This window comes from Paraburkholderia sp. GAS33, from assembly GCF_050436645.1.
Lineage (GTDB): Bacteria > Pseudomonadota > Gammaproteobacteria > Burkholderiales > Burkholderiaceae > Paraburkholderia > Paraburkholderia phenazinium_B.
The window spans coordinates 634,687-658,357 of record NZ_JBNDMP010000004.1 but is presented as its reverse complement, the minus strand read 5'-3'; the positions used below and the strand labels follow the sequence as shown (position 1 = coordinate 658,357).

The 23,671-nt window shown below is 61.3% G+C and carries 24 protein-coding genes; 9 read left to right on the top strand and 15 right to left on the bottom strand.

The genetic code is table 11. From position 1 onward, the window contains the following. Positions 1-235 precede the first annotated feature (235 nt). Positions 236-598 carry a hypothetical protein gene (locus tag P3T24_RS16465; RefSeq protein WP_074265274.1) on the top strand — a complete coding sequence of 121 codons (363 nt, stop codon included), beginning with the start codon at positions 236-238 and terminating at the stop codon, positions 596-598. 78 nt (positions 599-676) lie between these two features. Here P3T24_RS16465 and P3T24_RS16460 read toward each other — a convergent pair whose 3' ends face one another. Both P3T24_RS16460 and P3T24_RS16455 read right to left on the bottom strand, forming a co-directional pair. Continuing rightward, positions 677-1,522 carry a 23S rRNA (adenine(2030)-N(6))-methyltransferase RlmJ gene (locus tag P3T24_RS16460; protein ID WP_429436136.1) on the bottom strand — a complete coding sequence of 282 codons (846 nt, stop codon included), beginning with the start codon at positions 1,520-1,522 and terminating at the stop codon, positions 677-679. A gap of 285 nt (positions 1,523-1,807) precedes the next feature. Further along, positions 1,808-2,779 (bottom strand): potassium channel beta subunit family protein, encoded by a 972-nt coding sequence (locus P3T24_RS16455; RefSeq protein ID WP_074265272.1) that lies wholly within the window; start codon positions 2,777-2,779, stop codon positions 1,808-1,810. Positions 2,780-3,047: 268 nt separating this feature from the next. On the opposite strand from P3T24_RS16455, the gene P3T24_RS16450 reads away from it, so the two are divergent. Further along, positions 3,048-3,845: a 3-hydroxybutyrate dehydrogenase gene (locus tag P3T24_RS16450; RefSeq protein ID WP_429436134.1), complete on the top strand. Its 798-nt coding sequence runs from the start codon at positions 3,048-3,050 to the stop codon at positions 3,843-3,845. A gap of 10 nt (positions 3,846-3,855) precedes the next feature. Further along, positions 3,856-5,094 carry a patatin-like phospholipase family protein gene (locus P3T24_RS16445; protein ID WP_429436131.1) on the top strand — a complete coding sequence of 413 codons (1,239 nt, stop codon included), beginning with the start codon at positions 3,856-3,858 and terminating at the stop codon, positions 5,092-5,094. Positions 5,095-5,227: 133 nt separating this feature from the next. Here the strand turns inward: P3T24_RS16445 and P3T24_RS16440 are convergent, their stop codons facing one another. Further along, entirely contained in the window at positions 5,228-6,427 is a 1,200-nt protein-coding gene (locus P3T24_RS16440) for an amino acid aminotransferase (RefSeq protein WP_429436128.1), read from the bottom strand. 352 nt (positions 6,428-6,779) lie between these two features. Here P3T24_RS16440 and uvrB point away from each other — a divergent pair, with 352 nt between their 5' ends. From uvrB to P3T24_RS16415, 5 genes are all read left to right on the top strand, one after another. Further along, positions 6,780-8,873: an excinuclease ABC subunit UvrB gene (gene uvrB / locus P3T24_RS16435; RefSeq protein ID WP_429436125.1), complete on the top strand. Its 2,094-nt coding sequence runs from the start codon at positions 6,780-6,782 to the stop codon at positions 8,871-8,873. 305 nt (positions 8,874-9,178) lie between these two features. Further along, entirely contained in the window at positions 9,179-9,727 is a 549-nt protein-coding gene (locus P3T24_RS16430) for an iron transporter (protein ID WP_429436122.1), read from the top strand. A 30-nt stretch (positions 9,728-9,757) separates the two neighbouring features. Further along, positions 9,758-10,090, top strand: coding sequence for a cupredoxin domain-containing protein (locus P3T24_RS16425; RefSeq protein WP_074265266.1), 333 nt, complete (start codon positions 9,758-9,760; stop codon positions 10,088-10,090). 57 nt (positions 10,091-10,147) lie between these two features. After that, positions 10,148-10,993 (top strand): FTR1 family iron permease, encoded by an 846-nt coding sequence (locus P3T24_RS16420; protein ID WP_429436119.1) that lies wholly within the window; start codon positions 10,148-10,150, stop codon positions 10,991-10,993. 83 nt (positions 10,994-11,076) lie between these two features. Then, complete coding sequence (locus P3T24_RS16415) at positions 11,077-12,432, top strand: 4Fe-4S binding protein (protein WP_429436177.1); 1,356 nt, start codon at positions 11,077-11,079, stop codon at positions 12,430-12,432. Positions 12,433-12,731: 299 nt separating this feature from the next. On the opposite strand, the gene hemP is transcribed toward P3T24_RS16415, so the two are convergent. From hemP to P3T24_RS16395, 4 genes are all read right to left on the bottom strand, one after another. Beyond that, on the bottom strand, positions 12,732-12,998 hold the full coding sequence (hemP, locus tag P3T24_RS16410) for a hemin uptake protein HemP (RefSeq protein WP_074265263.1): 267 nt from the start codon (positions 12,996-12,998) through the stop codon (positions 12,732-12,734). 179 nt (positions 12,999-13,177) lie between these two features. Next, positions 13,178-13,660: an SRPBCC family protein gene (locus P3T24_RS16405; protein ID WP_074265262.1), complete on the bottom strand. Its 483-nt coding sequence runs from the start codon at positions 13,658-13,660 to the stop codon at positions 13,178-13,180. Between the two features lie 52 nt (positions 13,661-13,712). Next, entirely contained in the window at positions 13,713-14,111 is a 399-nt protein-coding gene (locus tag P3T24_RS16400; protein ID WP_074265261.1) for an OsmC family protein, read from the bottom strand. A 186-nt stretch (positions 14,112-14,297) separates the two neighbouring features. After that, positions 14,298-15,170 carry a pirin family protein gene (locus P3T24_RS16395; RefSeq protein WP_429436117.1) on the bottom strand — a complete coding sequence of 291 codons (873 nt, stop codon included), beginning with the start codon at positions 15,168-15,170 and terminating at the stop codon, positions 14,298-14,300. Positions 15,171-15,293: 123 nt separating this feature from the next. On the opposite strand from P3T24_RS16395, the gene P3T24_RS16390 reads away from it, so the two are divergent. Then, entirely contained in the window at positions 15,294-16,301 is a 1,008-nt protein-coding gene (locus P3T24_RS16390) for a LysR family transcriptional regulator (protein WP_429436114.1), read from the top strand. Positions 16,302-16,658: 357 nt separating this feature from the next. Here the strand turns inward: P3T24_RS16390 and P3T24_RS16385 are convergent, their stop codons facing one another. From P3T24_RS16385 to P3T24_RS16350, 8 genes are all read right to left on the bottom strand, one after another. Beyond that, positions 16,659-17,078 (bottom strand): ExbD/TolR family protein, encoded by a 420-nt coding sequence (locus P3T24_RS16385; protein WP_429436111.1) that lies wholly within the window; start codon positions 17,076-17,078, stop codon positions 16,659-16,661. A gap of 16 nt (positions 17,079-17,094) precedes the next feature. Continuing rightward, on the bottom strand, positions 17,095-17,826 hold the full coding sequence (locus P3T24_RS16380) for a MotA/TolQ/ExbB proton channel family protein (RefSeq protein WP_429436108.1): 732 nt from the start codon (positions 17,824-17,826) through the stop codon (positions 17,095-17,097). 68 nt (positions 17,827-17,894) lie between these two features. Next, entirely contained in the window at positions 17,895-18,641 is a 747-nt protein-coding gene (locus tag P3T24_RS16375; protein ID WP_429436106.1) for an energy transducer TonB, read from the bottom strand. Between the two features lie 243 nt (positions 18,642-18,884). After that, positions 18,885-19,121: a (2Fe-2S)-binding protein gene (locus P3T24_RS16370; protein ID WP_074265255.1), complete on the bottom strand. Its 237-nt coding sequence runs from the start codon at positions 19,119-19,121 to the stop codon at positions 18,885-18,887. Positions 19,122-19,318: 197 nt separating this feature from the next. Then, positions 19,319-20,272, bottom strand: coding sequence for a glutamate racemase (gene murI / locus P3T24_RS16365; RefSeq protein WP_429436103.1), 954 nt, complete (start codon positions 20,270-20,272; stop codon positions 19,319-19,321). 98 nt (positions 20,273-20,370) lie between these two features. Further along, entirely contained in the window at positions 20,371-20,850 is a 480-nt protein-coding gene (bfr, locus tag P3T24_RS16360; protein ID WP_074265254.1) for a bacterioferritin, read from the bottom strand. A gap of 204 nt (positions 20,851-21,054) precedes the next feature. Next, on the bottom strand, positions 21,055-22,578 hold the full coding sequence (locus tag P3T24_RS16355) for a fumarate hydratase (protein ID WP_429287464.1): 1,524 nt from the start codon (positions 22,576-22,578) through the stop codon (positions 21,055-21,057). A gap of 55 nt (positions 22,579-22,633) precedes the next feature. Continuing rightward, positions 22,634-23,188, bottom strand: a complete 555-nt coding sequence (locus tag P3T24_RS16350) for a TIGR00645 family protein (protein ID WP_429287465.1) — start codon at positions 23,186-23,188, stop codon at positions 22,634-22,636. Positions 23,189-23,671 lie beyond the last annotated feature (483 nt).

Below are 23,671 nucleotides of genomic sequence, written 5' to 3'. Positions count from 1 at the left end.
GCGGCACCGCAGTCGCAGCCGTAGAGCGTAAGGCCCCGTATAGACGGGGCTTTGTCGTATCTGGAGTCTGCGTTAGCCAGAGCCGTTAGCCAGCCGGTTGATTAGCCGCTCAGTGTCCGTCTGCCGGCTCACGTCCACACGTCGTTCAATATCGACTAGCTTGAACGTTGCCACCGCGGTAAGGTAAAGCGTTTTTTGCGCAATCCGGCATTCCCGCAACCAACCCGGTCCGCTCATGGCTCCAGTCCGATTGATTCGCGCCTTTCAGGGCGCCGTTGTCCCCGCGCTATTTACCGCGACGTCGCTGCTTATGCTCGGTGCGCCAGCCGCGTTTGCGGATTCGTCCAGCGGTGGGAAGCCGTTGATACTCGATACGCAAAGCGGTATCAGCGATGGCCACAGCGGCACGGTGCTGCAGACTGCACCGCTTTCGCACGAGCGCATCGTTCAGGCGAAGCCGATCGCGACGCCCACCGAGCTCAACTCGAACTCGTCCACACCGATCATCGTTGCCCCGTATGTTCAGTTGCCTGCCGGGGGAAGCACGTCATCGTCTCATTCGAAATCGCAGGTGAGGCCGGCGCAGTCATCTCAGTAGACGCCGGACCGGCCTTCGGGAGCCCGCCGATTCGAATATGTGCGGCAGGGTTGAATGCGCTGCAAGGCAGCGCATCTTTCAATCGCCGCGATGCTCCAGCTTGAATTGCGCGGCCTTGTCCTGGCCTAGTGTCTGCACTAGCCACGGCATGGTTTCTTTCAGCGTTTTTGCCAGCGTGTAGGGCGGGTTCACGATGAACATGCCGCTGCCGAACAGTCCAAAACCATCCGAAGGCGGATTGCTGACGGTCAGCGACACATGCAGCCAGTTGCGTTCCTGCAAGCGCTTTAGCTGATCCGGAAAGCGCTGCGATTCAAGGCGCGTCACCTGCGGATACCAGATCGCGTAAGTACCGGTCGCAAAGCGTTTGAGACCTTCCTCGACGCAATTCAGCGTGCGCGAGTAGTCTCGCTTGTCTTCGAACGAAGGATCGATCAGCACCAGCGCCCGGCGAGGCGGTGGCGGCAGCAAGGCCTTCACGCCTTCGAAGCCATCGCCTGCGTAGAGCATGGCGCGCCGGCCGGCATCGCGAAAGTTGTGCTGCAACACGTCGATTTCCGTGGTGTGCAGTTCGAACAGACGCATGCGGTCCTGTTCACGCATCAGCCGCCATGCGAGATACGGAGAGCCGGGATAAAAGCGCAGGTTGCCATCCGCGTTGAGGGCCGCCACTTCATCCACATAGTCGGCCAGCATGGGCGGCAGGTCCTTACGTGCCCACAGCTTGGCGATGCCGGTCTCGAACTCGCCGGTCTTGGTAGCGTAGCCTTCCTGCAAAGAGTAGACACCGGCGCCCGCGTGCGTATCGATGTACCAGTACGCCTTGTCCTTCTGGGCGAGATAGCGCAGCAGTTGCACGACGACGGCGTGCTTCAGGACGTCGGCATGATTGCCTGCGTGGAAGGCGTGGCGGTAACTAAGCATGATGAGGTGAGACTCGAAAGAGGGCGTGTCGGTCGATTGGCGTTTCTGGCCGGACCCATTCGGGTCCGCCAGTGCGGGGGCGCCGCGTTGTGACCGGAGATGCGCGGGCAGTACGGTCGGGTATTGTACGCGAGCCGGCGCGGCGATCCGAACGGTGGGCGGGCCGAGCCTCGAGCCAAGGGCCAGCAGTGGCCCTGTGACCGGGTGATCAAGGGCTCAAGGGCTCAAGGCACCCGTGGCCGATTCCCCTCGCCGCAGCAGCCACCGCTCACATCGCCCTCCAGATCAGTCGTACGAGTCCCCAACGATCTCTTCGATCTTCAGCTTGACCTCCGGCGTGATTTTCGCCGCCACGTCCTGCGCCTTCATGTTCTCGGCGATCTGCTCGACCCGCGACGCACCGGTGATCACCGTACTGACATGCGGGTTCTTCAGAATCCATGCAATTGCGAGTTGGCCGACCGTGCAGCCCAGTTCGTCCGCCAGGTTGCCGAGCTTGCCGACAACGCCGTTTTTGCCCGAATCCGTCACCTGCTTGCGCAGCCAATCGTAGCCCTGCAGTTGCGCCCGGCTGTCGGCCGGTACGCCGTCGCGGTACTTGCCGGTCAGGAGGCCTGATGCAAGCGGGCTCCACGTTGTAAGTCCAAGACCGATGTCCTCGTAGAGCCGCGCGTATTCCTGTTCGACGCGCTTGCGATGGAACAGGTTGTACTGTGGCTGTTCCATGACAGGTTTATGAAGATGATGCCGTTCCGCGATCTCGTAGGCCGCCCGGATCTCGTCCGCGCTCCATTCGGACGTGCCCCAGTAAAGCGCCTTGCCGCGCGCAATCATGTCACTCATCGCCCAGACAGTTTCTTCGACCGGCGTATTCGGGTCCGGGCGGTGGCAGAACACCAGATCCACGTAGTCGAGTTGCAGCCGCTTAAGAGACGCGTCGATCGCGTTCAGCAGATACTTGCGGTTAAGCGTGTGATATTGATTCGGCGCTTCCTGCAGGCCCCAGAAAAACTTTGTCGACACTACGTAGCTGATGCGCGGCCATGCCAGTTCCTTCAACGCCTGTCCCATGATTTCTTCGGACTTGCCGGCGGCGTAGACCTCAGCGTTGTCGAAGAAGTTGACCCCGGCGTCACGGGCGGCCGCCAGCGATTCGCGCGCTGCGTGCGTGTCCACCTGGTTGCCGTAGGTCACCCAGGAACCGATGGATAGTTCACTGACTTGCAGGCCGGAACGGCCGAGTCGTCGATAGTTCATGCATTTCTCCTTGCGAGTTGATGCAACGGGCATCCAGGTCTGCCAGTGGAATCCGGCGCTGATTTCAGACGCAGATTCGGACGCGAAACGCACAGTTTAAAGAGATATGCATTTGCGCGTGAATTCCGGATGCCTTTGCCGGGCTTCATGCACAATAGCAAAATTGGCCGCAGTGCAGCATTCGTCCGAACGGCCTATGCCGTCCGGCTAGCTTCACGCCGCTTGCGTGCCGTGGTTTCATTGCTCATCAACCCAATGGAGGTTCTGGATGTCGTCACTGAATACGAATCTGAATGGCAAGGTCGCGGTTGTTACGGGCGCGGCGAGCGGAATCGGCAAGCAGATCGCGCTGACGTTGTCGGCAGCGGGTGCTGCCATCGCGATTGCCGATCTGAATCAGGATGGCGCGAACGCCGTTGCTGAAGAGATCAAACAGGCCGGCGGCAAGGCCATCGGTGTCGCCATGGACGTCACCAGCGAAGAAGCCGTCAATCAGGGCATCGACAAGGTCGCCGCTGAATTCGGCTCGATCGACATCCTGATCTCGAACGCAGGCATCCAGATCGTCAATCCTATCGAGAACTATGCATTTTCGGACTGGAAGAAAATGCAGGCTATTCACGTCGACGGTGCGTTCCTCACCACCAAGGCGGCCCTTAAGCACATGTATAAAGACGATCGCGGCGGCATCGTGATCTACATGGGCTCGGTTCACTCGCATGAAGCCTCGCCGCTGAAGTCGGCGTATGTCGCAGCCAAGCATGCCTTGCTCGGTCTCGCGCGCGTGCTGGCCAAGGAAGGCGCGAAGCACAACGTGCGCTCGCATGTCGTCTGCCCGGGTTTTGTGCGCACGCCGCTGGTCGACAAACAGATTCCTGAGCAGGCCAAAGAACTGGGCATCAGCGAAGAAGATGTGATTCGCAATGTGATGCTCGGCGGCACGGTGGATGGCATCTTCACCACGGTGGAAGACGTCGCGCAAACCGTGCTGTTCCTCTCCACCTTCCCGAGCGCGGCCTTGACCGGTCAGTCCTTCATTGTGAGCCACGGCTGGTTCATGCAATAAGGAGGCCGCTATGGCGCAACGCAATGTCAAGCGGGCGCGGGCCGGCACCCTCGGCGACGGGGATGGCGAGCACGCCGGAGCAGCGGCTGGCGTTCGCGCCAGCCGGCATATCCAGTTACCTCAGTACGAAACCATCGCGCTGATGCTGCAAGGCGGTGGCGCGCTGGGCGCCTATCAGGCAGGCGTTTATCAGGGGCTCCACGAGACCGGTATTCACCCAAACTGGATCGCCGGAATCTCGATCGGCGCGCTCAATACGGCGATCATTGCCGGCAATGCGCCGGAACATCGCGTGACGCGGCTGCTCGAATTCTGGGAGACGATCTGTCAACCGGCTTTTGCGCCGCCGTTGCCGCCGTTCCTCGAGCAGCTGCTGTTCAATTCCGGCGACACGGTCCGCAAGGCTTTCACCGCCGCGCAGGCTACCGGTGCGATCGTTCAAGGGCAGCAGGGATTCTTTGTGCCGCGCTTTCCACCGCCCATGCCCACCGTCTCCGGGCCGCCGCAAAATGCCAGCTACTACGACACGTCGCCCATGAAGGCGACGCTCGAGAGACTGTGTGATTTCGACCGGATCAACTCCGGCGAAACGCGCGTCTCAGTGGGAGCAGTGAACGTCGGTACCGGCAATTTCGCGTACTTTGACAACACGCGGATGAAACTGCGGCCGGAGCACTTCATGGCATCCGGCTCGCTGCCTCCTGGCTTCGGCGCGATGGAAATCGACGGGGAATACTATTGGGACGGCGGCCTGATGTCGAACACGCCGCTCTACGAAGTCGTGCAGAGCACGCCGCGGCGCGACACACTGGCGTTTCAGGTGGATCTGTGGAGTGCCATCGGGCCCGTACCGGACAATATAACGGACGTGCAGGGCCGCATGAAGGACATCCAGTATTCGAGCCGCACGCGTCTCGTTACCGACATGCTGCAACGCTCGCAGCGCTTCCGGCATGTGCTGCGCGAAGTGCTCGACCGTGTGGCACCGGAACATCGCGAGGACGCCTGGTGCAAGGTCGCCGATGAACTCTCCTGCTCGAAGCGCTACAACGTTGTCCATCTGATCTATCGTCAGAAGGAGTACGAAGGGCATTTCAAGGATTTTCAGTTCGGCCTCTCCACCATGCGCGAACATTGGGAAAGCGGTCTGGAAGATATCCGGGCCTCTTTGGCACACCCCGACTGGCTCGCAATGCCCGATAACGACGCTGGCTTCGTCACGCACGACATTCACCGCGACAAACGCTAGGCCAACGCTGGGGTTTCCTGGCAACAACGCTAACGCTGGCCAAATGAAAACGGCGCCCGGGGTGGGCGCCGTTGTTCATACAACCTGACTGGAGAAAGAGCGGCGCTTAACCGCGCCGCTCTCCCTCAAAGCATTACTTCAGAACGTGAGCGATCGCGTTGGCGACAGCATCGAGGTTACGCGTATTCAGGGCAGCCACACAGATGCGGCCCGTGCTCACCGCATAGATGCCGAATTCTTCACGCAGACGGTCCACTTGCGCCGACGTCAGCCCCGAGTACGAGAACATGCCGCGTTGCGCGTTCACGAAGCTAAAGTCGCGGTCCACGCCGCTTGCCTTCAGACGTTCCACCAGACCGTTACGCATCGCACGGATACGGTCGCGCATCTCGGCGAGTTCCGTTTCCCACGTGGCGCGCAGTTCCGGCGAAGCGAGAACGGCTGCGACCACCGAGCCGCCGTGCGTGGGCGGGTTCGAGTAGTTCGTGCGGATCACTCGCTTCAGTTGCGAGAGCACGCGGGAAGCCTCTTCCTTGCTGGCCGTGATGATCGACAGTGCGCCGATGCGCTCGCCATACAGCGAGAACGACTTCGAGAACGACGACGACACGAACACATTCAGTTCAGCCAGCGCGAACAGACGCACAGCCGACGCGTCCGATTCGATGTTATCGCCGAAGCCCTGATAGGCGATGTCGAGGAACGGCACCAGGCCGCGCGCCTTGACGACTTCGACGATCTGTTGCCATTGGGCCGTGCTCAGGTCGACGCCGGTCGGGTTGTGGCAGCAGGCGTGCAGCACGACGACCGTGCCTGCCTCATAGCCGTTCAGCGCGCTCAGCATGCCTTCGAAGTTCACGCCGTTGGTCTTCGCGTCGAAGTACGGATACGACACGACTTCGAAGCCGGCGCTTTCGAACAGCGCACGGTGGTTTTCCCAACTCGGATCGCTGATCGCGACCTTGGCGGCCGGGTTCAGGCGCTTCAGGAAGTCGGCGCCGATCTTCAATGCGCCCGTGCCGCCCAATGCCTGCGCGGTGACCACGCGGCCCGCGGCGATCAACGGCGAGTCGTTGCCGAGCAGCAGCTTCTGGACGGCCGCGTCGTAGGCCGCAATGCCTTCGATCGGCAGGTAGCCGCGCGGCAGCGCCGCTTCGACCCGCGCCTTTTCCGCGTCGCGCACGGCGCGCAGCAGCGGAATCTTGCCTTCTTCATTGAAGTACACGCCCACACCCAGGTTGACCTTGGTGGTACGCGTATCGGCGTTGAAAGCTTCGTTCAGGCCCAGGATCGGGTCGCGGGGAGCAAGTTCGACGGCGGAGAACAGAGACATGATGGTTCGGCAGTAGTAAAAAAGAGGGGCGGCAGCGAAGAGCGCAGCATGCCATTGTAGCGAATCCTGACGGGTTTTTTGACCCATCCTGTCCACGGGGCCGGATTATTTGCTTGAAAAACAGCGCTTTGGCATCAGATTCGACAAGCCGGCGGCGCCTTGATGTCCGCGGCGGCGGCCCTGAAAAAGGGCGGCAACGTTACACCTTGCATGGCTATACGGGCGCTTCTTTACCGCATCGGAAGCGGCTCGCGTCCAGCGAATCAAGCAAGTCATCCCTCGGTCGCCGGCTCAGCCCGCGCTCCCGCAAACCGCTAGAATAGTCCTTTGCCCAGGCCCCGGTGCCGCACACATGTCCGAACATCATCTGACTGAAGTCAACGACGCTCTCGACGAGTCGAAATTCGTGACGTTCGAAGGCTCGCCGTTCCAGCTCTATCAGCCGTACCCGCCTGCTGGCGACCAGCCCACCGCTATCGACACGCTCGTCGAAGGCGTCGAGGATGGCCTGTCGTTCCAGACGCTGCTCGGCGTGACCGGCTCCGGCAAGACCTTTACGATGGCGAACACCATCGCGCGGCTCGGCCGTCCGGCGATTGTCTTTGCGCCGAATAAAACGCTGGCAGCGCAGCTTTACTCGGAATTCCGCGAGTTTTTCCCGCGCAACGCGGTCGAGTACTTCGTCTCGTACTACGACTACTACCAGCCGGAAGCGTACGTTCCGCAGCGCGACCTGTTCATCGAGAAAGACTCGTCGATCAACGAGCATATCGAGCAGATGCGGCTCTCGGCTACGAAGAGTCTGATGGAACGGCGCGACGTGGTGATCGTGGCGACGGTGTCGGCGATTTACGGTATCGGCAACCCGTCCGAATATCATCAGATGATTCTGACGCTGCGCACCGGCGACAAGATTGGTCAACGCGACATCATCGCGCGGCTGATCGCCATGCAGTACAACCGCAACGAAACCGAGTTCCAGCGCGGCGCGTTCCGCGTGCGCGGCGACACGATCGACATCTTCCCGGCGGAACACGCGGAAATGGCAGTGCGTGTCGAACTGTTCGACGACGAGATCGAAACCCTGCAGCTGTTCGACCCGCTGACGGGCCGTGTGCGTCAGAAAATTCCACGCTTCACGGTATACCCGTCGTCGCACTATGTGACGCCGCGCGAGACCGTGATGCGAGCCGTGGAAACGATCAAGGCCGAACTGCGTGACCGGCTCGAGTTTTTCTATAGCGAAGGCAAGCTGGTGGAGGCGCAGCGTCTCGAGCAGCGCACCCGTTTCGACCTGGAAATGCTGCAGGAACTGGGCTTCTGCAAAGGCATCGAAAACTATTCGCGGCACTTCTCGGGCGCGGCGCCGGGCGAACCGCCGCCGACGCTGGTCGACTACCTGCCGAGCGACGCCCTGATGCTGCTCGACGAATCGCACGTGCTGATCGGTCAGTTGAACGGTATGTACAACGGCGACAAGGCACGCAAGGAGAACCTGGTCAACTACGGTTTCCGTCTGCCATCCGCGCTCGATAACCGTCCGCTCAAGTTCAACGAGTTCGAACGCAAGATGCGCCAGGTGGTATTCGTGTCGGCCACGCCCGCTGATTACGAGCAGAAGACGGCAGGCCAGGTGGCCGAGCAGCTGGTCCGGCCAACCGGCCTCGTCGACCCCGAAATCGAGGTGCGTCCGGCGCGTACCCAGGTTGACGATGTGCTCGCCGAAATCAACGAGCGCGTCAAGGCGGGCGACCGCGTGCTGGTCACGGTGTTGACCAAGCGCATGGCCGAACAGTTGACCGAGTTCCTGGCGGACCACGGCGTCAAGGTGCGTTACCTGCACAGCGACATCGATACGGTCGAGCGTGTCGAAATCATCCGCGATCTGCGGCTGGGCACATTCGACGTGCTGGTGGGGATCAACCTGCTACGTGAGGGGCTCGACATTCCGGAAGTGTCGCTGGTGGCGATTCTCGATGCGGACAAGGAAGGCTTCCTGCGCGCCGAACGCTCGCTGATCCAGACCATCGGCCGGGCCGCGCGGAACGTGAACGGCCGGGCGATCCTGTACGCGGACCGCATCACCGATTCGATGCGCCGCGCCATCGACGAAACCGAACGGCGCCGCAACAAGCAGATCGCCTTTAACCTCGAGATGGGCATCACGCCGCGCGGTGTGGTCAAGCGCATCAAGGACATCATCGACGGCGTCTATAACGTCGACGAAGCGCGCGCGGAGTTGCAGGAACAGCAACAGCGCGCGAAGTTTGAGGACATGTCCGAGAAGCAGTTGTCGAAGGAACTCAAGCGGCTCGAGAAGCAGATGATGGAGCACGCCAAGAACCTCGAATTCGAAAAGGCCGCTCAGACGCGCGATCAACTGGCGCTGCTGCGTCAACGGGTATTTGGCGCTAATGTCGGCGATCACCTGACCGGCACCAGCTAGTTACACCACCTCTAAGCTCCGTCCTTCCTACCCGACTCTGACCTCAGGCGAAGCCTTCTAGTAAGGATTCGCCTGACGGTCGTGTCAGGACAATCCCCGCTTTTGACGTCTCATGAAATCCTTGCTGCGAAAGGGTTTCCCGGCGTCGTCATTTGTTTTCGACTCCAAAAACTGGTAAGATTCGCTCAATAATACGAATAGTTCGCATTAGCGTTAGTAATTATGAGAAAGTGTATCGAATGCTGAGCGGGTACGGGTTTTAACGCTGGCGTTCAGCATTTCAGTCTGAAAAACAAGGAGTTTCAATGCGGGTTTCTTCATTCGTGCGCGGCGGCATGGTAGCCGTCGCAGCGGTGGCAGCCATCACGGCAACGGCCGCCGAGTATCCGATCGGCAAGCAGCAGATTCAGGGCGGCATGGAAATCGGCGCGGTCTATCTGCAGCCGATCACGATGGAACCGGAAGGCATGATGCGCAAGGCATCCGATTCGGACGTCCACCTCGAGGCCGACATCCACGCGGTCAAGAACAACCCCACTGGTTTCGCGGAAGGCGACTGGATGCCCTATCTGCAGGTGAGCTATGAACTCACGAAGGCCGGCTCCGCCCAGACGCAGAAGGGCGACATGATGGCGATGGTCGCCGACGACGGTCCGCACTACGGCGACAACGTCAAGCTGCAAGGCCCTGGCAAATACCACCTCAAGCTCTTTATCGCACCGCCGATGCAAACCGGTCACATGGCCTTCGGCCGTCACGTCGACAAGGAAACCGGCGTGGGTCCCTGGTTCAAGCCGTTCACGCTCGAATACGACTTTACGTATGCGGGCATCGGCAAGAAGGGCGGGTACTGATCAACGCGCGGCATTTGCCTGGAAGGGGCCATGAGAATCAACCGAAACATCGCGATCCTTGCCATGACGACTTCGCTCGTTGGCGCCGCGCACGCTGCCGACCTGCCCACGTTCAAGCTTGAAATGGCGGACGGCACGCTCAATCCGGCGCGCATCGAGGTGCCGGCCGGACAGCGCATCAAGATCGAGGTGCGCAACACGGGCAAGGGCGCGGCTGAATTTGAGAGCGTCCAGTTGCGTAAGGAGAAGGTGCTCGCGCCGGGCGCGGATTCGTTCGTGGTGATCGCGCCGCTGTCGCCGGGTGAATATAAGTTTTTCGACGATTTTCATCAGCAGGCACAGGGTGTGATCGTCGCGAAGTAGGTCCGGCAGTAATGAGTGCGGACGCCTGGCGTCCGCTCAGGTAGCAGGAGAAGTTCGATGGGTCAGGTGTTGTTCATCGTGTGGCGGGAGAGCGTCGAGGCGCTGCTGGTCGTCGGTATTCTGTACGCGTGGCTGAAGAACGGCGACGACAACGCGCGCCGCGGTCTGCCGTATTTGTGGGCGGGCGTCGGCGCCGGCATCCTTGCGGCGATCGCGCTCGGAGCTGCCTTGATCGGATTCACTGAAGTCCTGTCCGGTGACGCGCAGGACTACTTTCAAACTGCGATGGTGCTGGTTGCGTGCGTGCTGATCGTGCAGATGGTGCTGTGGATGAAGCGGCATGGCCGCACGCTCAAGCGTGACATGGAGCAGTCGCTGCAACAGAGCACGCGCGACTCGAACTGGTGGGGCATCGCCGTGCTGGTCGCACTCGCAATCGCGCGTGAAGGCAGCGAAACGGTCATCTTCCTGTATGGCCTCGGCTTCGGCCAGTCGGGCCACGTCGACGGCGGCCAGATACTGGCCGTGCTGATTGGCCTCGCTCTCGCATTCCTGACGTTCTACGTGTTGCAACTGGGTGGCAAGCTTTTCTCGTGGCGGCTCTTTTTCCGCGTCACCGAGATCATGTTGCTGTTTCTCGGTGCGGGCCTGTTCCAGACCGGCGTCGACAAGCTGATCGACAAGGAAATTCTTCCCACGTTTGTCGATCAATTGTGGAACACCTCGGCGCTGCTCGACGATTCGAGCACGTTCGGGTCGCTCGTTGCCACGCTCACTGGCTATCGCGCCCATCCCGCGCTGATGAACCTGATCGCGTATGCGGTGTACTGGGGCGTCGTCTATCTGCTGGTGCGCCGCGCTAACCGGCAGCCGGCGCAGCAGGCGGCGGGGCGCGCAGCATGAGAGGGGCGTTGCGCCGCTCAAAACACCTCGACCACGCCAACGCCGCGAGCGGCCCAGGCCGGCTCGCAGCGGCGGGCCAGTGGATGCAGCGTCACGGCGCGCTGATTCGCGGCATCCAGTGGGTCGTCGTCGCGGTATACGCGTTCCTGATTCTCGTGCCGGCGTTCTCGCCCTTGCCGGACGAAACGGCGCATCTCTGGAATAACCTGACGCTTGCCGCGCAGTTCGTGTTCTGGGGTATCTGGTGGCCGTTCGTACTGCTTTCCATGGTGATGCTGGGCCGCGTATGGTGCGGCGTGCTGTGCCCCGAGGGCACGCTCGCCGAGTTCGCCAGCAAATTCGGCCGCGGCTGGGCGATTCCTCGCTGGATGCGCTGGGGCGGCTGGCCGTTTGTCGCTTTCGGTCTCACCACCATTTACGGTCAGATGGTGAGTGTCTATCAGTATCCGAAGGCGGTGTTGCTGGTGCTGGGCGGCTCGACTTTTGCCGCGATGATTATCGGCCTGCTGTATGGACGCGAGAAGCGCGTCTGGTGCAAGTATCTCTGCCCCGTCAACGGGGTTTTCGCGCTTCTGGCGCGACTCGCACCGTTTCACTACAAGGTCGACGAAGACGCCTGGCGCCGCTCGTATAAAGAGGGCGAACACGGCCATCGCGTGATTCCGATCAATTGCGCCCCGTTGGTGCCGCTGCGCAACATGGAGGGTGCGGCGTCGTGCCATATGTGCGGCCGCTGCAGTGGACATCGTGATGCGATTGCCTTGACGTGGCGCGCACCGTCGTCGGAAATCGTGGAGCTTGGCGATCGGCAGGCAAGCGCCTGGGACACCGCGCTGATTCTGTATGGACTGCTCGGCATTGCGATTGGCGCGTTTCACTGGACGGTGTCGACGTGGTTCGTCGATCTGAAGATGGTTCTCGCCACCTGGCTCGTGGATCGCAATATCACCTGGCCGCTCGACACCAACCCGCCGTGGTTTCTCTTCACGCACTATCCTGAGCAGAACGATGTATTTTCGTGGCTCGACGGCTCGCTCGTGATCGGCTACATCGTTGCGACCGGGCTCGTCTACGGCACGATCCTGCTGGTGTTGCTGATGGGCGCATCTCGCACGCTGGGCAAGTTTGCGACGACGGAGCGGCTGCATCATCTCGCGCAGGGGCTGATTCCACTCGCGGGTGCTGGCGTGTTTCTCGGGCTGTCGGCGACCACACTGTCGCTATTACGCGCCGAGCATGTCTCGCTGTGGTGGGCGACGGATCTGCGCATTGCCATTCTGGCTGTGGCCAACCTGTGGAGCGCCTGGCTCGCCTGGCTCGTCACACGCCGCTACAGTGAGCGGCTTTTCCAGCGCGGCTTTGCGATGGTGTGGTTTATCACTGCACTCGCCGTTGTCGATAGTGCGTGGTGGCTGATGTTCTGGGGCTGGACGCGCTAGCGGCGCGTTGAACACCAACTACTCCACCCGCGCTTCCGCAGACAGCGCAGCAAACACAAAAGCCGTGGGATGTCGCCATCCACACGGCTTCTTCATACGACTCGTTCAGTAGTTGCGACAAGCGCTTTGGCGCATGTCCGCGTTGGGTGGGAACCCAAAAAAACGGCGTGGCTTGCTGTGACGGCTGGCTTGGTGTGTTTGCACGAAGGGGTCTAGATCTCGCGTGCAAGCCGTCGTTGCTGGCTAATGCCCAACACCTCTCGAGGAGGTGGTCCCCACAATACCCGGTAGATACCTCGTTACTTGGTCAGAATCAGTTTGCCGAGCCGCGTGGCGCGAAGCTGGTAGGTCTCGCCGTTATGCACGATGCTGACGTGACTGCGGCCCTGGAGCAGCGTCTCGCTACGGACTGCCGGCGCGGAAGTGTTTGCGGCCGGCGTCGACGGGCTGCGTTCAGCGGACGGCCGCGGAGCAGCGGTCGTGCTGATGGCTTTCGGACGGCTGGTTAGCGCAGCCGCCGCTGGGCGGCGCAGGCTAAGCGTAGAAGAGCGTGTGAGGTCGTTCATTCGTTCCGTCGGTTTGTCGATTCGATGGAGTGATTCTAAATGATAATCGTTCCCATTTACAAGATCGACAAATTCATCGGATTACAGTTTCGATAGCTGGGGCTGGTAGGATCACCGCAGGAGCGGTGAGCGCAACGCGAATACTTCACCAACTCCAGCAATGCCAGCTCCGCCAAGCCTCAATGCAACGCGCCAGGCGCCTTGTTGCCTTGCACGTACTGGCGAATCAACCGCACCGTATCGATGTCCGACTCGCGGTACGCCGATTTGACGATCTCCTGCGTTTGACGTGCATCCTCGTCGTCGGAAACGGGCAGGGTGGTGGTGTATTCGAAGCGCAGGAACAACTGCAACTCGTCGGGCTGCTCGATGGTCATCGTGAGCGAACCGCCTACGTGCGATTCGGTGGCGAGGATGTCGTAGCGCACGCTCTGGTTGGCGAGCAGCGTGACGCGGTCGCGCACGGTAGCCTGCCCGTAGTGCAGTTCGCGCTCGAGCGTGTCCCCGGTACGCGACAGGATCGTGCATGTGTCGAGCCCCAGCACGAACAGTTGCGGCTGTTCGGCGCGCAGCACCAGTCCTTCCCACAACTGCTCGCGGGTCATGGCTTCGACGAACGGATTCAACGGGTCGTTGATCTGGATTAGGTGTTCGAAATTCAAAACGGAGGCTTCCTCTTCAAGCTAAGCGATGCCCATGTCAGCGCGCGCGGTGTCAGGCAGCGGCAAGTCCCGTACGGATCGTGATCGGATGCGTCAGGATCTTGTGGACCGGACACGCGTTGGCGATCTGCAGCAAGCGTTCGCGTTGCTCGTCGGACAGCTCGCCCTCGAGCACGACTCGCCGGTCGATCGTCGAGCCCTCGGCTCCGGTCTCGATGGATAGCGTCACACGCACGTCGGCCAGCGGCCAGCCCTTGCGCTGCGCATACATCTTCAGCGTGATCGAGGTACAGGCGCCAAGGCTCGCCAGCAGCAGCGTCACCGGGGCAGGCCCGCGATCGCCGCCGCCGAGCGACTCCGGTTCATCGGCGATCCAGGTGTGTGTGCCGTCGTCGAGAAGAACCTGGAAATTCGTCGCGCCGATGTGGGCGGTGACGGTGGACTCTGCCATGCGCGCTCCTGAACAGGGACGGGGGCGCCGCGCGGCGCAGGGTACAGAGGTCAAGGGCGCGCGGCATGAGCCGCTATTGTGAACGAAATCGCCCGGCTTCGCGCCGCAGAGGTCACGGCAGCACGGCGCCGTTAGCGGGCGCACCGCATACGGCCGTCGCGCCCGCCTGCCGCGCAGGGGCAACGCTCAGTGCGTGATCTGCCCCATCCGCCCGGCCTGGTAATCGATCACGGCCTGGCGAATCTCGTCCTCGGTGTTCATCACAAACGGCCCGTAGCGCACCACCGGTTCCTTCAGCGGCACGCCGCCCAGCAGCAACACATCGAGCGGTTCCTCGCCGGCGGCCAGCGTGACCGTATCCCCGTCATTGTTGAACACAACCATCTGGCGAGGTCCGATTTCGCTGCGAGCCTCGCCATAGAAGCCGTTGCCCGACAACCCATAGGCGAACACCCGGTAATTCGCCGGCACGGCATGCTCGATCGTCGCGCCCGGTTGCAGCGTGAAATGCTGGTACAGGATCGGCGTGCGGGTTTCGATGGCCGCCGCCACGCCCAGCGCTTCACCTGCAATCACCTTCACGCGCACCGAGCCGTCCGCGGAAGTCGCCACCGGAATCTTTGCCGATGGCATCTCCTGGTAGCGCGGCGCGATCATCTTGTCGCTGCGCGGCAGATTCACCCACACCTGTAAGCCATGCACCCGGCCGCCGGTACGCACAAATTCCGGATCCGGCATTTCGCTGTGGACGACCCCGGCCCCTGCGGTCATCCATTGCACATCGCCGGCCCTCAGCGTACCCGAGTGGCCCGCCGAGTCCTTATGGCTGAACTGGCCCTCAAGCGCGTATGTGACCGTTTCGAAGCCGCGGTGTGGATGATCCGGCGCGCCCTTGGCTTCGCCGGGCGCGTAGTCGATCGGGCCCATTTCGTCGAGCAGCAGAAACGGGTCGAAGTCCATCAGCATGCGCGTCGGAAACGGGCGATGGACGATAAAGCCGCCGCCTTCGGTCGTGCGAACCGCGGGATACGTGCGTTCGATCGTGCGTGTCGAGCTCATCCAAAGTCACCTTAAAAAATGGGGAATAGCACTATTTCTGAAACATAGAGCTATTATAGGTACCGTTTTTAGCGGTGCCAGCCACCCTCACGCAATGGATTGTTCTATTCATGGAACGATGAGATGAAGATCGATTCGCACAATCTGAACGACCTGATGTACTTCTCGCAGGTCGTCGAGCACGGCGGATTCTCCGCGGCCGAGCGGGTGCTGGGCATCTCGAAGTCGCGCCTGTCGCGGCGTCTGACTGAACTGGAGGCGTCGCTCGGCGTGCGTTTGCTGCAGCGCTCCACGCGCAAGCTCGCGCTGACCGAGGCGGGGCAGCTGTTCTATCAGCATTGCCAGGCGATGCTGTCGGAGGCGCAGGCGGCCGTCAACGTGGTGCAGCAGCTACGCTCGTCGCCGCGCGGCTCGGTGCGCGTGAGCGTGCCGGTCACCATTTCGCAGACATTGCTCTCGCAGATCCTGCCGGAATTCATGCACCGCTACCCGGAGGTTCGGGTGGTGATGCGCGTGACCAATCGCGTCGTCGACCTGTTTGAAGATTCGATTGATGTTGCATTGCGGATCCGCTCGGAGCCGCCGGAAAACGCCAATATCGTCGTTCGGCCGTTGTGGCGCACGCAGCAGATGCTGGTCGGCGCACCGAGCCTGCTGCAGCAAAACGCGCCGCCGCTCCTGCCATCCGACCTGAACCGCTTCGAGACGCTCGATACGCCCACCACCGACGGCCGCCACGTGTTTCAGCTGATCTCGCCGGACGGCACGCGGCACATACTTGAACACGAACCACGGCTAGTGAGCGCCGATCTGATGACGATCCGCGAGGCCGTGCTGGCAGGTGTCGGTATCGCCGCATTGCCCGAAATGATGTACGGCGCTGCGCTGCGCGCCGGGCAGTTGTCGCCGGTGATGCCGGGATGGACGCTACCTGCGCCGCAGCTTTATGCGGTGTTCGTTTCGCGGCAGGGCATGGTGCCTGCGGTGCGGGCGTTCGTCGACTATCTGGTCGAGATGCTGGACCCGGATACCGGCAAGCACACCATTGGCGAATGCCCGGAGGCTGCAGAAAAGCGCAAGACCGTGCGGACGACGATCGAGCAATCCATTGCTCAGCCTACGACCGTTTGAAGCACTGCGTCATATCGTTTTGGCATTTAAGCGCCGCCTGCGATGAGTACTTTCAATGGGTCTTTGCTTGAATGCGTGGGCTGGCGGGCTTATAGTGAAATCCCTCCGCTAAGGAGTCTCCTATGCGGAAACTCATGGCCGCTATCATAGCGAGCCTGATAGGGCTGATCGCGCTGTCCGTGTCGAACACGGCTGTCGCATGTGGAGTCGCTCGCTACTCATCCGATAGCAGGTGATCTCGCCGCCCGAAGGCGCCTTGTGCGCACAAAAAAAGGCCTTCATCCGACGATGAAGGCCTTTTACTTTTAGCCCTGAAAATCAGGGCTATTTTGCATCCGGACGGTGCTGGCACTAGTGTTAGTGGCTGACAGGCTGCGTCACGAAGCCGATTTTCGTGAGACCGCCAGCCTGCGCCGCTGACATGACCTGTGCCACCTTTTCATAGGCCACCTTACGATCTGCGTTCAGATGCAGTTCGGGTTGCGGGCTTGTCTTTGCGGCCTGTTCGATCTTGGCGCGCAATTCGTCGTTGCTGACCTTCTGTTCATCCCACAGCACGGTGCCGTCAGCTTGCACCGACACGTTCACCTGCACCGGCCTGGTCTCTTCTTTCTGGCTGCTTGCATGCGGCAGATCGACTTTCACGGCGTGACGGATCACCGGGATCGTCACCATGAAGACGATCAGGAGAACCAACATGACGTCGACGAGCGGTGTCATGTTGATTTCGTTCATCAGGCCATCGTCATCGTCGCTGGCGAAGGGGCTCATTCCCATCGGAGTACCTCGCTGATCAGTTGGCGCGCGTGGCGAGTCGCAGCCCGTCGCCACGCTTGGACGACGACAGGCGCGCGCCCGTCACGAAGAACGCATGCAGGCCGTGGGCGAAACGGTTCAGCTTGGTGACGAGCGCCTTGTTCGCCCGGGTCAGCGCGTTATAGCCGAGCACCGCCGGAATTGCCACGAACAAGCCAAACGCGGTCATGATCAGCGCTTCGCCGACCGGGCCGGCTACCTGGTCGATCGAGCTCTGACCGCTCGCGCCGATCGCCAGCAGCGCGTGATAGATGCCCCACACCGTGCCGAACAGACCGACGAAGGGTGCCGTGCTGCCGATCGACGCGAGGATCGCCAGGCCACTCTGCATGCGGGCGATGCTGTCGTCCATGGTGTCTTTCAGACAGCGCGTGATCCAGTCCGACACGTCCATACGGTCGTGCAGATGCGGTTGCGTCTGGTGATGGTGATCGGCCGCTTCCTGACCCGACAGCGCGAGCGCGAGAAACGGATTGTCCTGCGGCGACGAGGAGCGTGCGCCCAGTTTCTGCACGCCGTCCGTGAGATCGTCGGAATGCCAGAATGCCTGTTCGGCATTCTTCGTCAGACGTTTGAGGCGCACCACGTTCCAGCCTTTGATGACGATGACGCTCCAGGACAGCACCGACATGATCAGCAACGCGAGCGCGATGCCGCGCGTCACGAAATCCCCTTGGGCCCAGACGTGGGTCAGTCCGTAGTTCTGCATTGCGATTCCTTTTTTTAAAATCTGCTTGAGTCGGTCAGTTGCGCTCAGTTGAGTTCAGCCACCTGCGCCTAGTCATTCAGACCGAATTCGTACGGCTGGGTGTAGGCGGCCCGGATCGGCACGCCGTTCTCGAGATAAGGCTTGCACGTGCTTGCGCGCACGGCGGCGAGTGCTGCGTCGTCGAGGCGGTCGAAGCCGCTGCTTTTTTTCAGGGCGATGTCCTCGAGATTGCCGTTCAGACCCACGACAAACCGGACGTAGGCTGTGCCGGCTTCGCCGCGACGCCTCGACAGCATCGGGTAGTCGGGCTTCGCGATATTGCAGTCGAGATGCGTGACGTTCTTGGGTGCGCTGATTTCCATCGTTGGCCGGCCGATGGCCGGTGCAGCCGCGGCCGTCGGTGCCGGCGCCGCTGGGGCGGCCGGAGCAGGCGGTGCGGACGGCGCGGCGGCGGGCGCCGTCGGCGAAGGCGCTGCCGCTTGCGGCAAGGGCATCGGCGTCGGCTTGGGCGTCGGAGTAGGCCGCGCCTGGACCTTCGGCTTCGCGTGCGGGACGGGCGGCGTCGGCTTGGGTGGCGGCGGGGCGATCGATTGCACTGCGGCGGGCGCGGCCACTGGCGCGGGACTCAACAACTCGGCGGTCAGAGTGCGCGACTCGATGGGGCGCACCGGCTCGTCGTGACGTACGCTCATGATCACCGCAAGCAGTGCGACGTGAATCAGGGCGACGGCAGCGATGGCTGTAACCGCGCGGGAATTCATACGGCTGGAAGGCGCCGGCCCGAGGCCGGCTGGGAGCGAGTGCGAGGCGGGCATGTCAGCGCGGCCAGGCGCCGTCGATACCGGGTCTACGACAAGACAGCGTCATTTTCGGAATATCAGCAGCGAAATACATAGGGTGGTCACGAAACCAATCAGCAATTCCATCTCGAACTCCTTGACGGGGTGAGCGGGTAGCTGGCTCGTACGTGTACTGGCTTGCTGACGGCAGTGGACTAAAGCGTGAGGCCGAGGTGGCCGGGACGCTCGAGGCACGGCGGGAGCGCCGTGCCGGCAGGATCAGGCGGCCTTGCGTTCGTAGAACGTGAGCGGCACCGGATGTGCATGATGCTCGACCCCACAGCGGCTCGCGCAGACACCGCTTTGCGCCATCACATCGCGCACGGACTCTTCGCACTTGCCACAGCAGGTAGCGACGCCCAGCTCGAACTGGAGCTCATCGAACGAGTCGACGCCATCCGCGATCGAGGCACGGATCTTCCGGTCGGAAACAGACTTGCACACGCAAACGATCATGGTGGGTCGTAATAGCTAACGTTAATGCGAATTATTATCATTATGTTTGATGCATTTGGCAAGCGTCCTGCAGGAATTTTTGTAACAAAACCAGCCTGTTAGGAGGGGTAACCTGGTTTAGAGATGGGGCCGGATGGGATGTCGGCTGCCTGGGGTGGGGCGGGCGGCGGCCGGCGGGGCCGGCCCAGCCCAGCCCCTTAAGCAGCCTCGGAGTCAGCCGCGAGTGTGCGCCGCGACGGAATTACGACGCGCTCTACCGGGGCGTCGACGTGCAACAGTGTGGCGGCGAGTTGTTGCAGATGCGCACCGTCACTGGTCGAGCAAAACCGGGGCAGATCGACTGCCGAGCCCGGCGCGGCACGCAGGCCGTGCTGATCGAGAATGCGCTCCACCTGCCTGGCAATAGCAACGCTTGTATCGATCAGCGTCATGCGCTCACCGACGATATCGCGGATCGCCGCATCCAGAAACGGATAGTGGGTGCAGCCGAGCACCAGCGTGTCGGCGCCGGCGTCGAGCATCGGTTGCAGGTAGCTGTCGAGTAGCGCGCGCAACTCAGCTGAGCCGATATCGCAGCGTTCGATGGCCTGTACCAGCCCATGGCCAGGCTGGCAGAGAAACCGGCAGTCCGCGGCATAGCGTTCCAGCAGCGTCTGAAAGCGGGCGCTACGCAGCGTCACCTGAGTGGCGAGCACGCCGGCCACGCGGGATTTCGACTGCAGGGCCGCCGGTTTGATACCCGGTTCGACGCCAATCAGAGGAATCGGCAAGCGCTCGCGCACCAGCGCAATGGATTGAGCCGTCGCGGTGTTGCACGCCACCACCAGCACTTTCGCGCCCTGCTTGACGAGCCATTCCCCGATCGCGAGTGTGCGGTCGGCGATGAAATCGTCGTCGCGTTCACCGTAAGGCGCGTACAGCGAATCAGCCACATAGATGACCGCTTCGTCAGGCAATTGCGTGCGCAGCGCGCGCAACACGGACAGACCACCCAGACCCGAGTCGAACACGCCTATCGGAGCATGAGGTGCGTGACCCTGCGTCTTGCCAGTGGTATGAGCCTCGCTGACGGCCTGCTCCAGGGAAGCGCTGGAAGACGATGAAGACGAGGTGGGCGCAATAAGGCCTGCGTCTGACGAAGCAGTGTGCATGGGCGCGGTCACGGCAGCAGAGAGGACAGAGAGGGGCACAGGAAAAGGCGAACAATCGAGCCCGCGTCGTCCATCGCAGAGTACGCGGGCTGCATGGCTTAGGACTCGATCGAGCCCATGCCGCTTTGCTGGTAATTCTGGATGCCAACCTTGTCGATCAAATCCAGTTGCGTTTCCAGCCAGTCAATATGTTCTTCAGTGTCGTCGAGAATCTTCACGAAGATTTCACGCGAGATGAAATCGCGTACTGATTCGCAATACACAATCGCTTCCTTGCAGGTGCTCTGCGAAATCTGTTCGAGCTTCAGGTCGCATTCGAGAATCTCTTTGGTTTCCTCGCCGATCAGCAGCTTGTGCAGGTCTTGCAGATTCGGCAGACCGTCCAGCATGAAAATGCGTTCGATCAGCCAGTCGGCATGCTTCATTTCGCCGATCGATTCATCGTATTCATGCTTGCCGAGCTTATCGAGGCCCCAATGCTTGTACATCCGGGCGTGCAGGAAGTACTGGTTGATCGCAGTGAGTTCATTCTTCAACTGCGAGTTCAGATATTCGATAACCTTCTTGTCGCCTTGCATGATTTTTTCCTTGTGGGGCTCTGAAATACGATTTTTCAACAACAATAAACGCCCGACCCAAAAAAGCCAAGGAGCGAAGCATTTTTTGATGCTTACCCGTTGCGAGTCACGGGCTGGTGATGTTGCTGTGGTCTGCTCAATGAAAAAGCCGGGACCGTGAGCCCCGGCTTTGCATTGCCAGATTGGCAGGCACTGAAGTGGGTTTCAAACCGTTGCGACCGGAATCTTACCGATCTTTGCTTGCCATTCCTTCGGGCCGGTCTGATGTACCGACGTGCCATTCGAATCGACCGCTACCGTGACCGGCATATCCTGCACGTCGAATTCGTAGATGGCTTCCATGCCCAGGTCTTCGAACGCGAGCACCTTGGCGCTGCGGATCGCCTTCGACACGAGGTACGCAGCACCACCCACCGCCATCAGATACGCCGCCTTGTGCTTCTTGATGGATTCGATTGCAACCGGACCGCGTTCGGCCTTGCCGATCATCGAAATGAGACCTGTTTGCGACAACATCGTCTCGGTGAACTTGTCCATCCGCGTGGAAGTAGTGGGACCCGCCGGGCCGACCGCTTCGTCGCGCACCGGATCGACCGGACCGACGTAATAGATCACGCGATTGGTGAAGTCCACCGGCAGCTTTTCGCCCTTGGCGAGCATGTCGGCGATGCGCTTGTGCGCAGCGTCGCGACCCGTCAACATCTTGCCCGACAGCAAGAGCGTCTGGCCCGGCGTCCACGAAGCGACTTCGGCTGGCGTGAGCGTGTTCAGATCGACGCGCTTGCTCTTTTGCGTGTCCGGTTCCCATTGCACTTTCGGCCATGCGTCGAGCGACGGCGCTTCGAGCTTCGCGACGCCCGAGCCATCCAGTGTGAAGTGTGCATGACGGGTGGCCGCGCAGTTCGGGATGATCGCGATCGGCTTGCTCGCAGCGTGCGTGGGCGCAGCCATGATCTTGACGTCGAGCACGGTAGCGAGACCGCCGAGACCTTGTGCGCCGATCCCCAGTGCGTTGACCTTCTCATGCAGTTCAACACGCAGCTCTTCGATCCAGTCTTTCGGACCACGCGCGATGACGTCCTGGATGTCGATCGGATCCATCAGCGATTCCTTCGCCATCAGCATCGCCTTTTCAGCCGTGCCACCGATGCCGATGCCGAGCATGCCCGGCGGACACCAGCCGGCGCCCATCGTCGGCACGGTCTTGATGATCCAGTCGACGATCGAATCCGACGGGTTCAGCATCGCAAACTTCGACTTGTTCTCCGAGCCGCCGCCCTTGGCCGCGACCTGTACGTCGACCTTGTCGCCCGGCACGATCTCGTAGTGGATCACGGCCGGTGTGTTGTCCTTGGTGTTCTTGCGCGCACCTTCCGGCGGGCTCACGATCGACGCGCGCAGCACGTTGTCCGGATTCAGATAACCGCGGCGCACGCCTTCGTTGATCATGTCGGTGACGCCCATCGTCGCACCGTCCCAACGCACATCCATCCCGACCTTCACGAACACCGTGACGATGCCGGTGTCCTGGCAGATCGGACGCTTGCCTTCGGCGCACATGCGGCTGTTGGTGAGGATCTGCGCAATCGCATCCTTCGCGGCGGGGCTCTCTTCGAGCTCGTAGGCGCGGCCGAGGGCCTGGATGTAATCGAGCGGGTGGTAATAGCTGATGTACTGAAGCGAATCAGCAATGCTCTGAATCAGATCTTCCTGTTTGATGACGGTCATGGCTAGCTCTGTGGGGACAATGGCGCTTGTTATACGGATCGCAACGGCTGCGCGATCAGTCTTGCGCCTTCAGGGGAGGGGAAACTGGTTGCTCGCGCTGCGGCTCGTAAAAATGCGCCGGGTGCGTATGCGTGGTCAGACGGTCGACGAAGGCCATCACGACCGCGGACAACAGGAACGCCAGGTGAATGATCACCTGCCACATGATGGTGTGCGTCGTATTCTGGTCGGGGCTAATAAAGGTCTTCAGAAGGTGAATCGACGAAATGCTGATCAGTGCCATGGAGAGCTTCACCTTCAGCACGCCGGCGTTCACGTGATCGAGCCACTCGGGCTCATCCGGATGACCCTCTACGCCGAGGCGCGACACGAAGGTTTCATACCCGCCGATGATCACCATGATCAGCAGGTTCGAGATCATCACCACGTCGATCAGGCTGAGGACGACCAGCATGACGTTGGTTTCGTCGAGCGTCATCGAGGCCGTGACCAGATGCCAGACTTCCTTGATGAACAGGACGACGTAGACGCCTTGCGCAATGATCAGACCGAGGTAAAGCGGCACCTGCAGCCAGCGGCTCATGAAGATGATGGCGGGCAGCGGGCGCATTGGGCGGCGCGTTTTACCAGCGGAGTCGGGGCGCGGAGCGGACATGGGCAAGGATCGTGGCTCAGGGCGATGAATGTGGGCGGCGCGAAATGGCGTGGCATTTCGCACAAAACCGCGGACAAACCCACGGAGACGCTCGCGGAAAAGCAGGCGAACAAGCTCACGGCAGGCGCGCTATTGTACAGCGACACCCGGGTTTACCTGGTGGAGTCCTGCAAACGCGCAGGTCTGGCTTCAAGGTGGAACTGGAACGGGGAGTTCAGTTAGCATTGTAAAAGGGGCGCGTACGAAGCGCCCGGCGCTCGTCCAGCGGGCCTCCGGGTGGCGTGGCCGAAGAAGTGCCTTTGAAACATAAGCGCCAAGGTCTGGCGTTTGCTCCCAGGGTTTGGGCCGCGTCAGGTGGCGAGCCCACAACGGCACCATATCAAGGCTTAAGCGGGTAGCATCCCGCTGTATGAGGCTTGCGTAAGTGGCCGGTAAGTT

Excerpts from the sequence above, each read along its gene's own strand:
- P3T24_RS16465 (WP_074265274.1), top strand. The coding sequence starts at position 236 with ATGGCTCCAGTCCGATTGATTCGCGCCTTTCAGGGCGCCGTTGTCCCC.
- P3T24_RS16460 (WP_429436136.1), bottom strand. The coding sequence starts at position 1,522 with ATGCTTAGTTACCGCCACGCCTTCCACGCAGGCAATCATGCCGACGTC.
- P3T24_RS16455 (WP_074265272.1), bottom strand. The coding sequence starts at position 2,779 with ATGAACTATCGACGACTCGGCCGTTCCGGCCTGCAAGTCAGTGAACTA.
- P3T24_RS16450 (WP_429436134.1), top strand. The coding sequence starts at position 3,048 with ATGTCGTCACTGAATACGAATCTGAATGGCAAGGTCGCGGTTGTTACG.
- P3T24_RS16445 (WP_429436131.1), top strand. The coding sequence starts at position 3,856 with ATGGCGCAACGCAATGTCAAGCGGGCGCGGGCCGGCACCCTCGGCGAC.
- P3T24_RS16440 (WP_429436128.1), bottom strand. The coding sequence starts at position 6,427 with ATGTCTCTGTTCTCCGCCGTCGAACTTGCTCCCCGCGACCCGATCCTG.
- uvrB (WP_429436125.1), top strand. The coding sequence starts at position 6,780 with ATGTCCGAACATCATCTGACTGAAGTCAACGACGCTCTCGACGAGTCG.
- P3T24_RS16430 (WP_429436122.1), top strand. The coding sequence starts at position 9,179 with ATGCGGGTTTCTTCATTCGTGCGCGGCGGCATGGTAGCCGTCGCAGCG.
- P3T24_RS16425 (WP_074265266.1), top strand. The coding sequence starts at position 9,758 with ATGAGAATCAACCGAAACATCGCGATCCTTGCCATGACGACTTCGCTC.
- P3T24_RS16420 (WP_429436119.1), top strand. The coding sequence starts at position 10,148 with ATGGGTCAGGTGTTGTTCATCGTGTGGCGGGAGAGCGTCGAGGCGCTG.
- P3T24_RS16415 (WP_429436177.1), top strand. The coding sequence starts at position 11,077 with ATGCAGCGTCACGGCGCGCTGATTCGCGGCATCCAGTGGGTCGTCGTC.
- hemP (WP_074265263.1), bottom strand. The coding sequence starts at position 12,998 with ATGAACGACCTCACACGCTCTTCTACGCTTAGCCTGCGCCGCCCAGCG.
- P3T24_RS16400 (WP_074265261.1), bottom strand. The coding sequence starts at position 14,111 with ATGGCAGAGTCCACCGTCACCGCCCACATCGGCGCGACGAATTTCCAG.
- P3T24_RS16395 (WP_429436117.1), bottom strand. The coding sequence starts at position 15,170 with ATGAGCTCGACACGCACGATCGAACGCACGTATCCCGCGGTTCGCACG.
- P3T24_RS16390 (WP_429436114.1), top strand. The coding sequence starts at position 15,294 with ATGAAGATCGATTCGCACAATCTGAACGACCTGATGTACTTCTCGCAG.
- P3T24_RS16385 (WP_429436111.1), bottom strand. The coding sequence starts at position 17,078 with ATGGGAATGAGCCCCTTCGCCAGCGACGATGACGATGGCCTGATGAAC.
- P3T24_RS16380 (WP_429436108.1), bottom strand. The coding sequence starts at position 17,826 with ATGCAGAACTACGGACTGACCCACGTCTGGGCCCAAGGGGATTTCGTG.
- P3T24_RS16375 (WP_429436106.1), bottom strand. The coding sequence starts at position 18,641 with ATGCCCGCCTCGCACTCGCTCCCAGCCGGCCTCGGGCCGGCGCCTTCC.
- P3T24_RS16370 (WP_074265255.1), bottom strand. The coding sequence starts at position 19,121 with ATGATCGTTTGCGTGTGCAAGTCTGTTTCCGACCGGAAGATCCGTGCC.
- murI (WP_429436103.1), bottom strand. The coding sequence starts at position 20,272 with ATGCACACTGCTTCGTCAGACGCAGGCCTTATTGCGCCCACCTCGTCT.
- bfr (WP_074265254.1), bottom strand. The coding sequence starts at position 20,850 with ATGCAAGGCGACAAGAAGGTTATCGAATATCTGAACTCGCAGTTGAAG.
- P3T24_RS16355 (WP_429287464.1), bottom strand. The coding sequence starts at position 22,578 with ATGACCGTCATCAAACAGGAAGATCTGATTCAGAGCATTGCTGATTCG.
- P3T24_RS16350 (WP_429287465.1), bottom strand. The coding sequence starts at position 23,188 with ATGCGCCCGCTGCCCGCCATCATCTTCATGAGCCGCTGGCTGCAGGTG.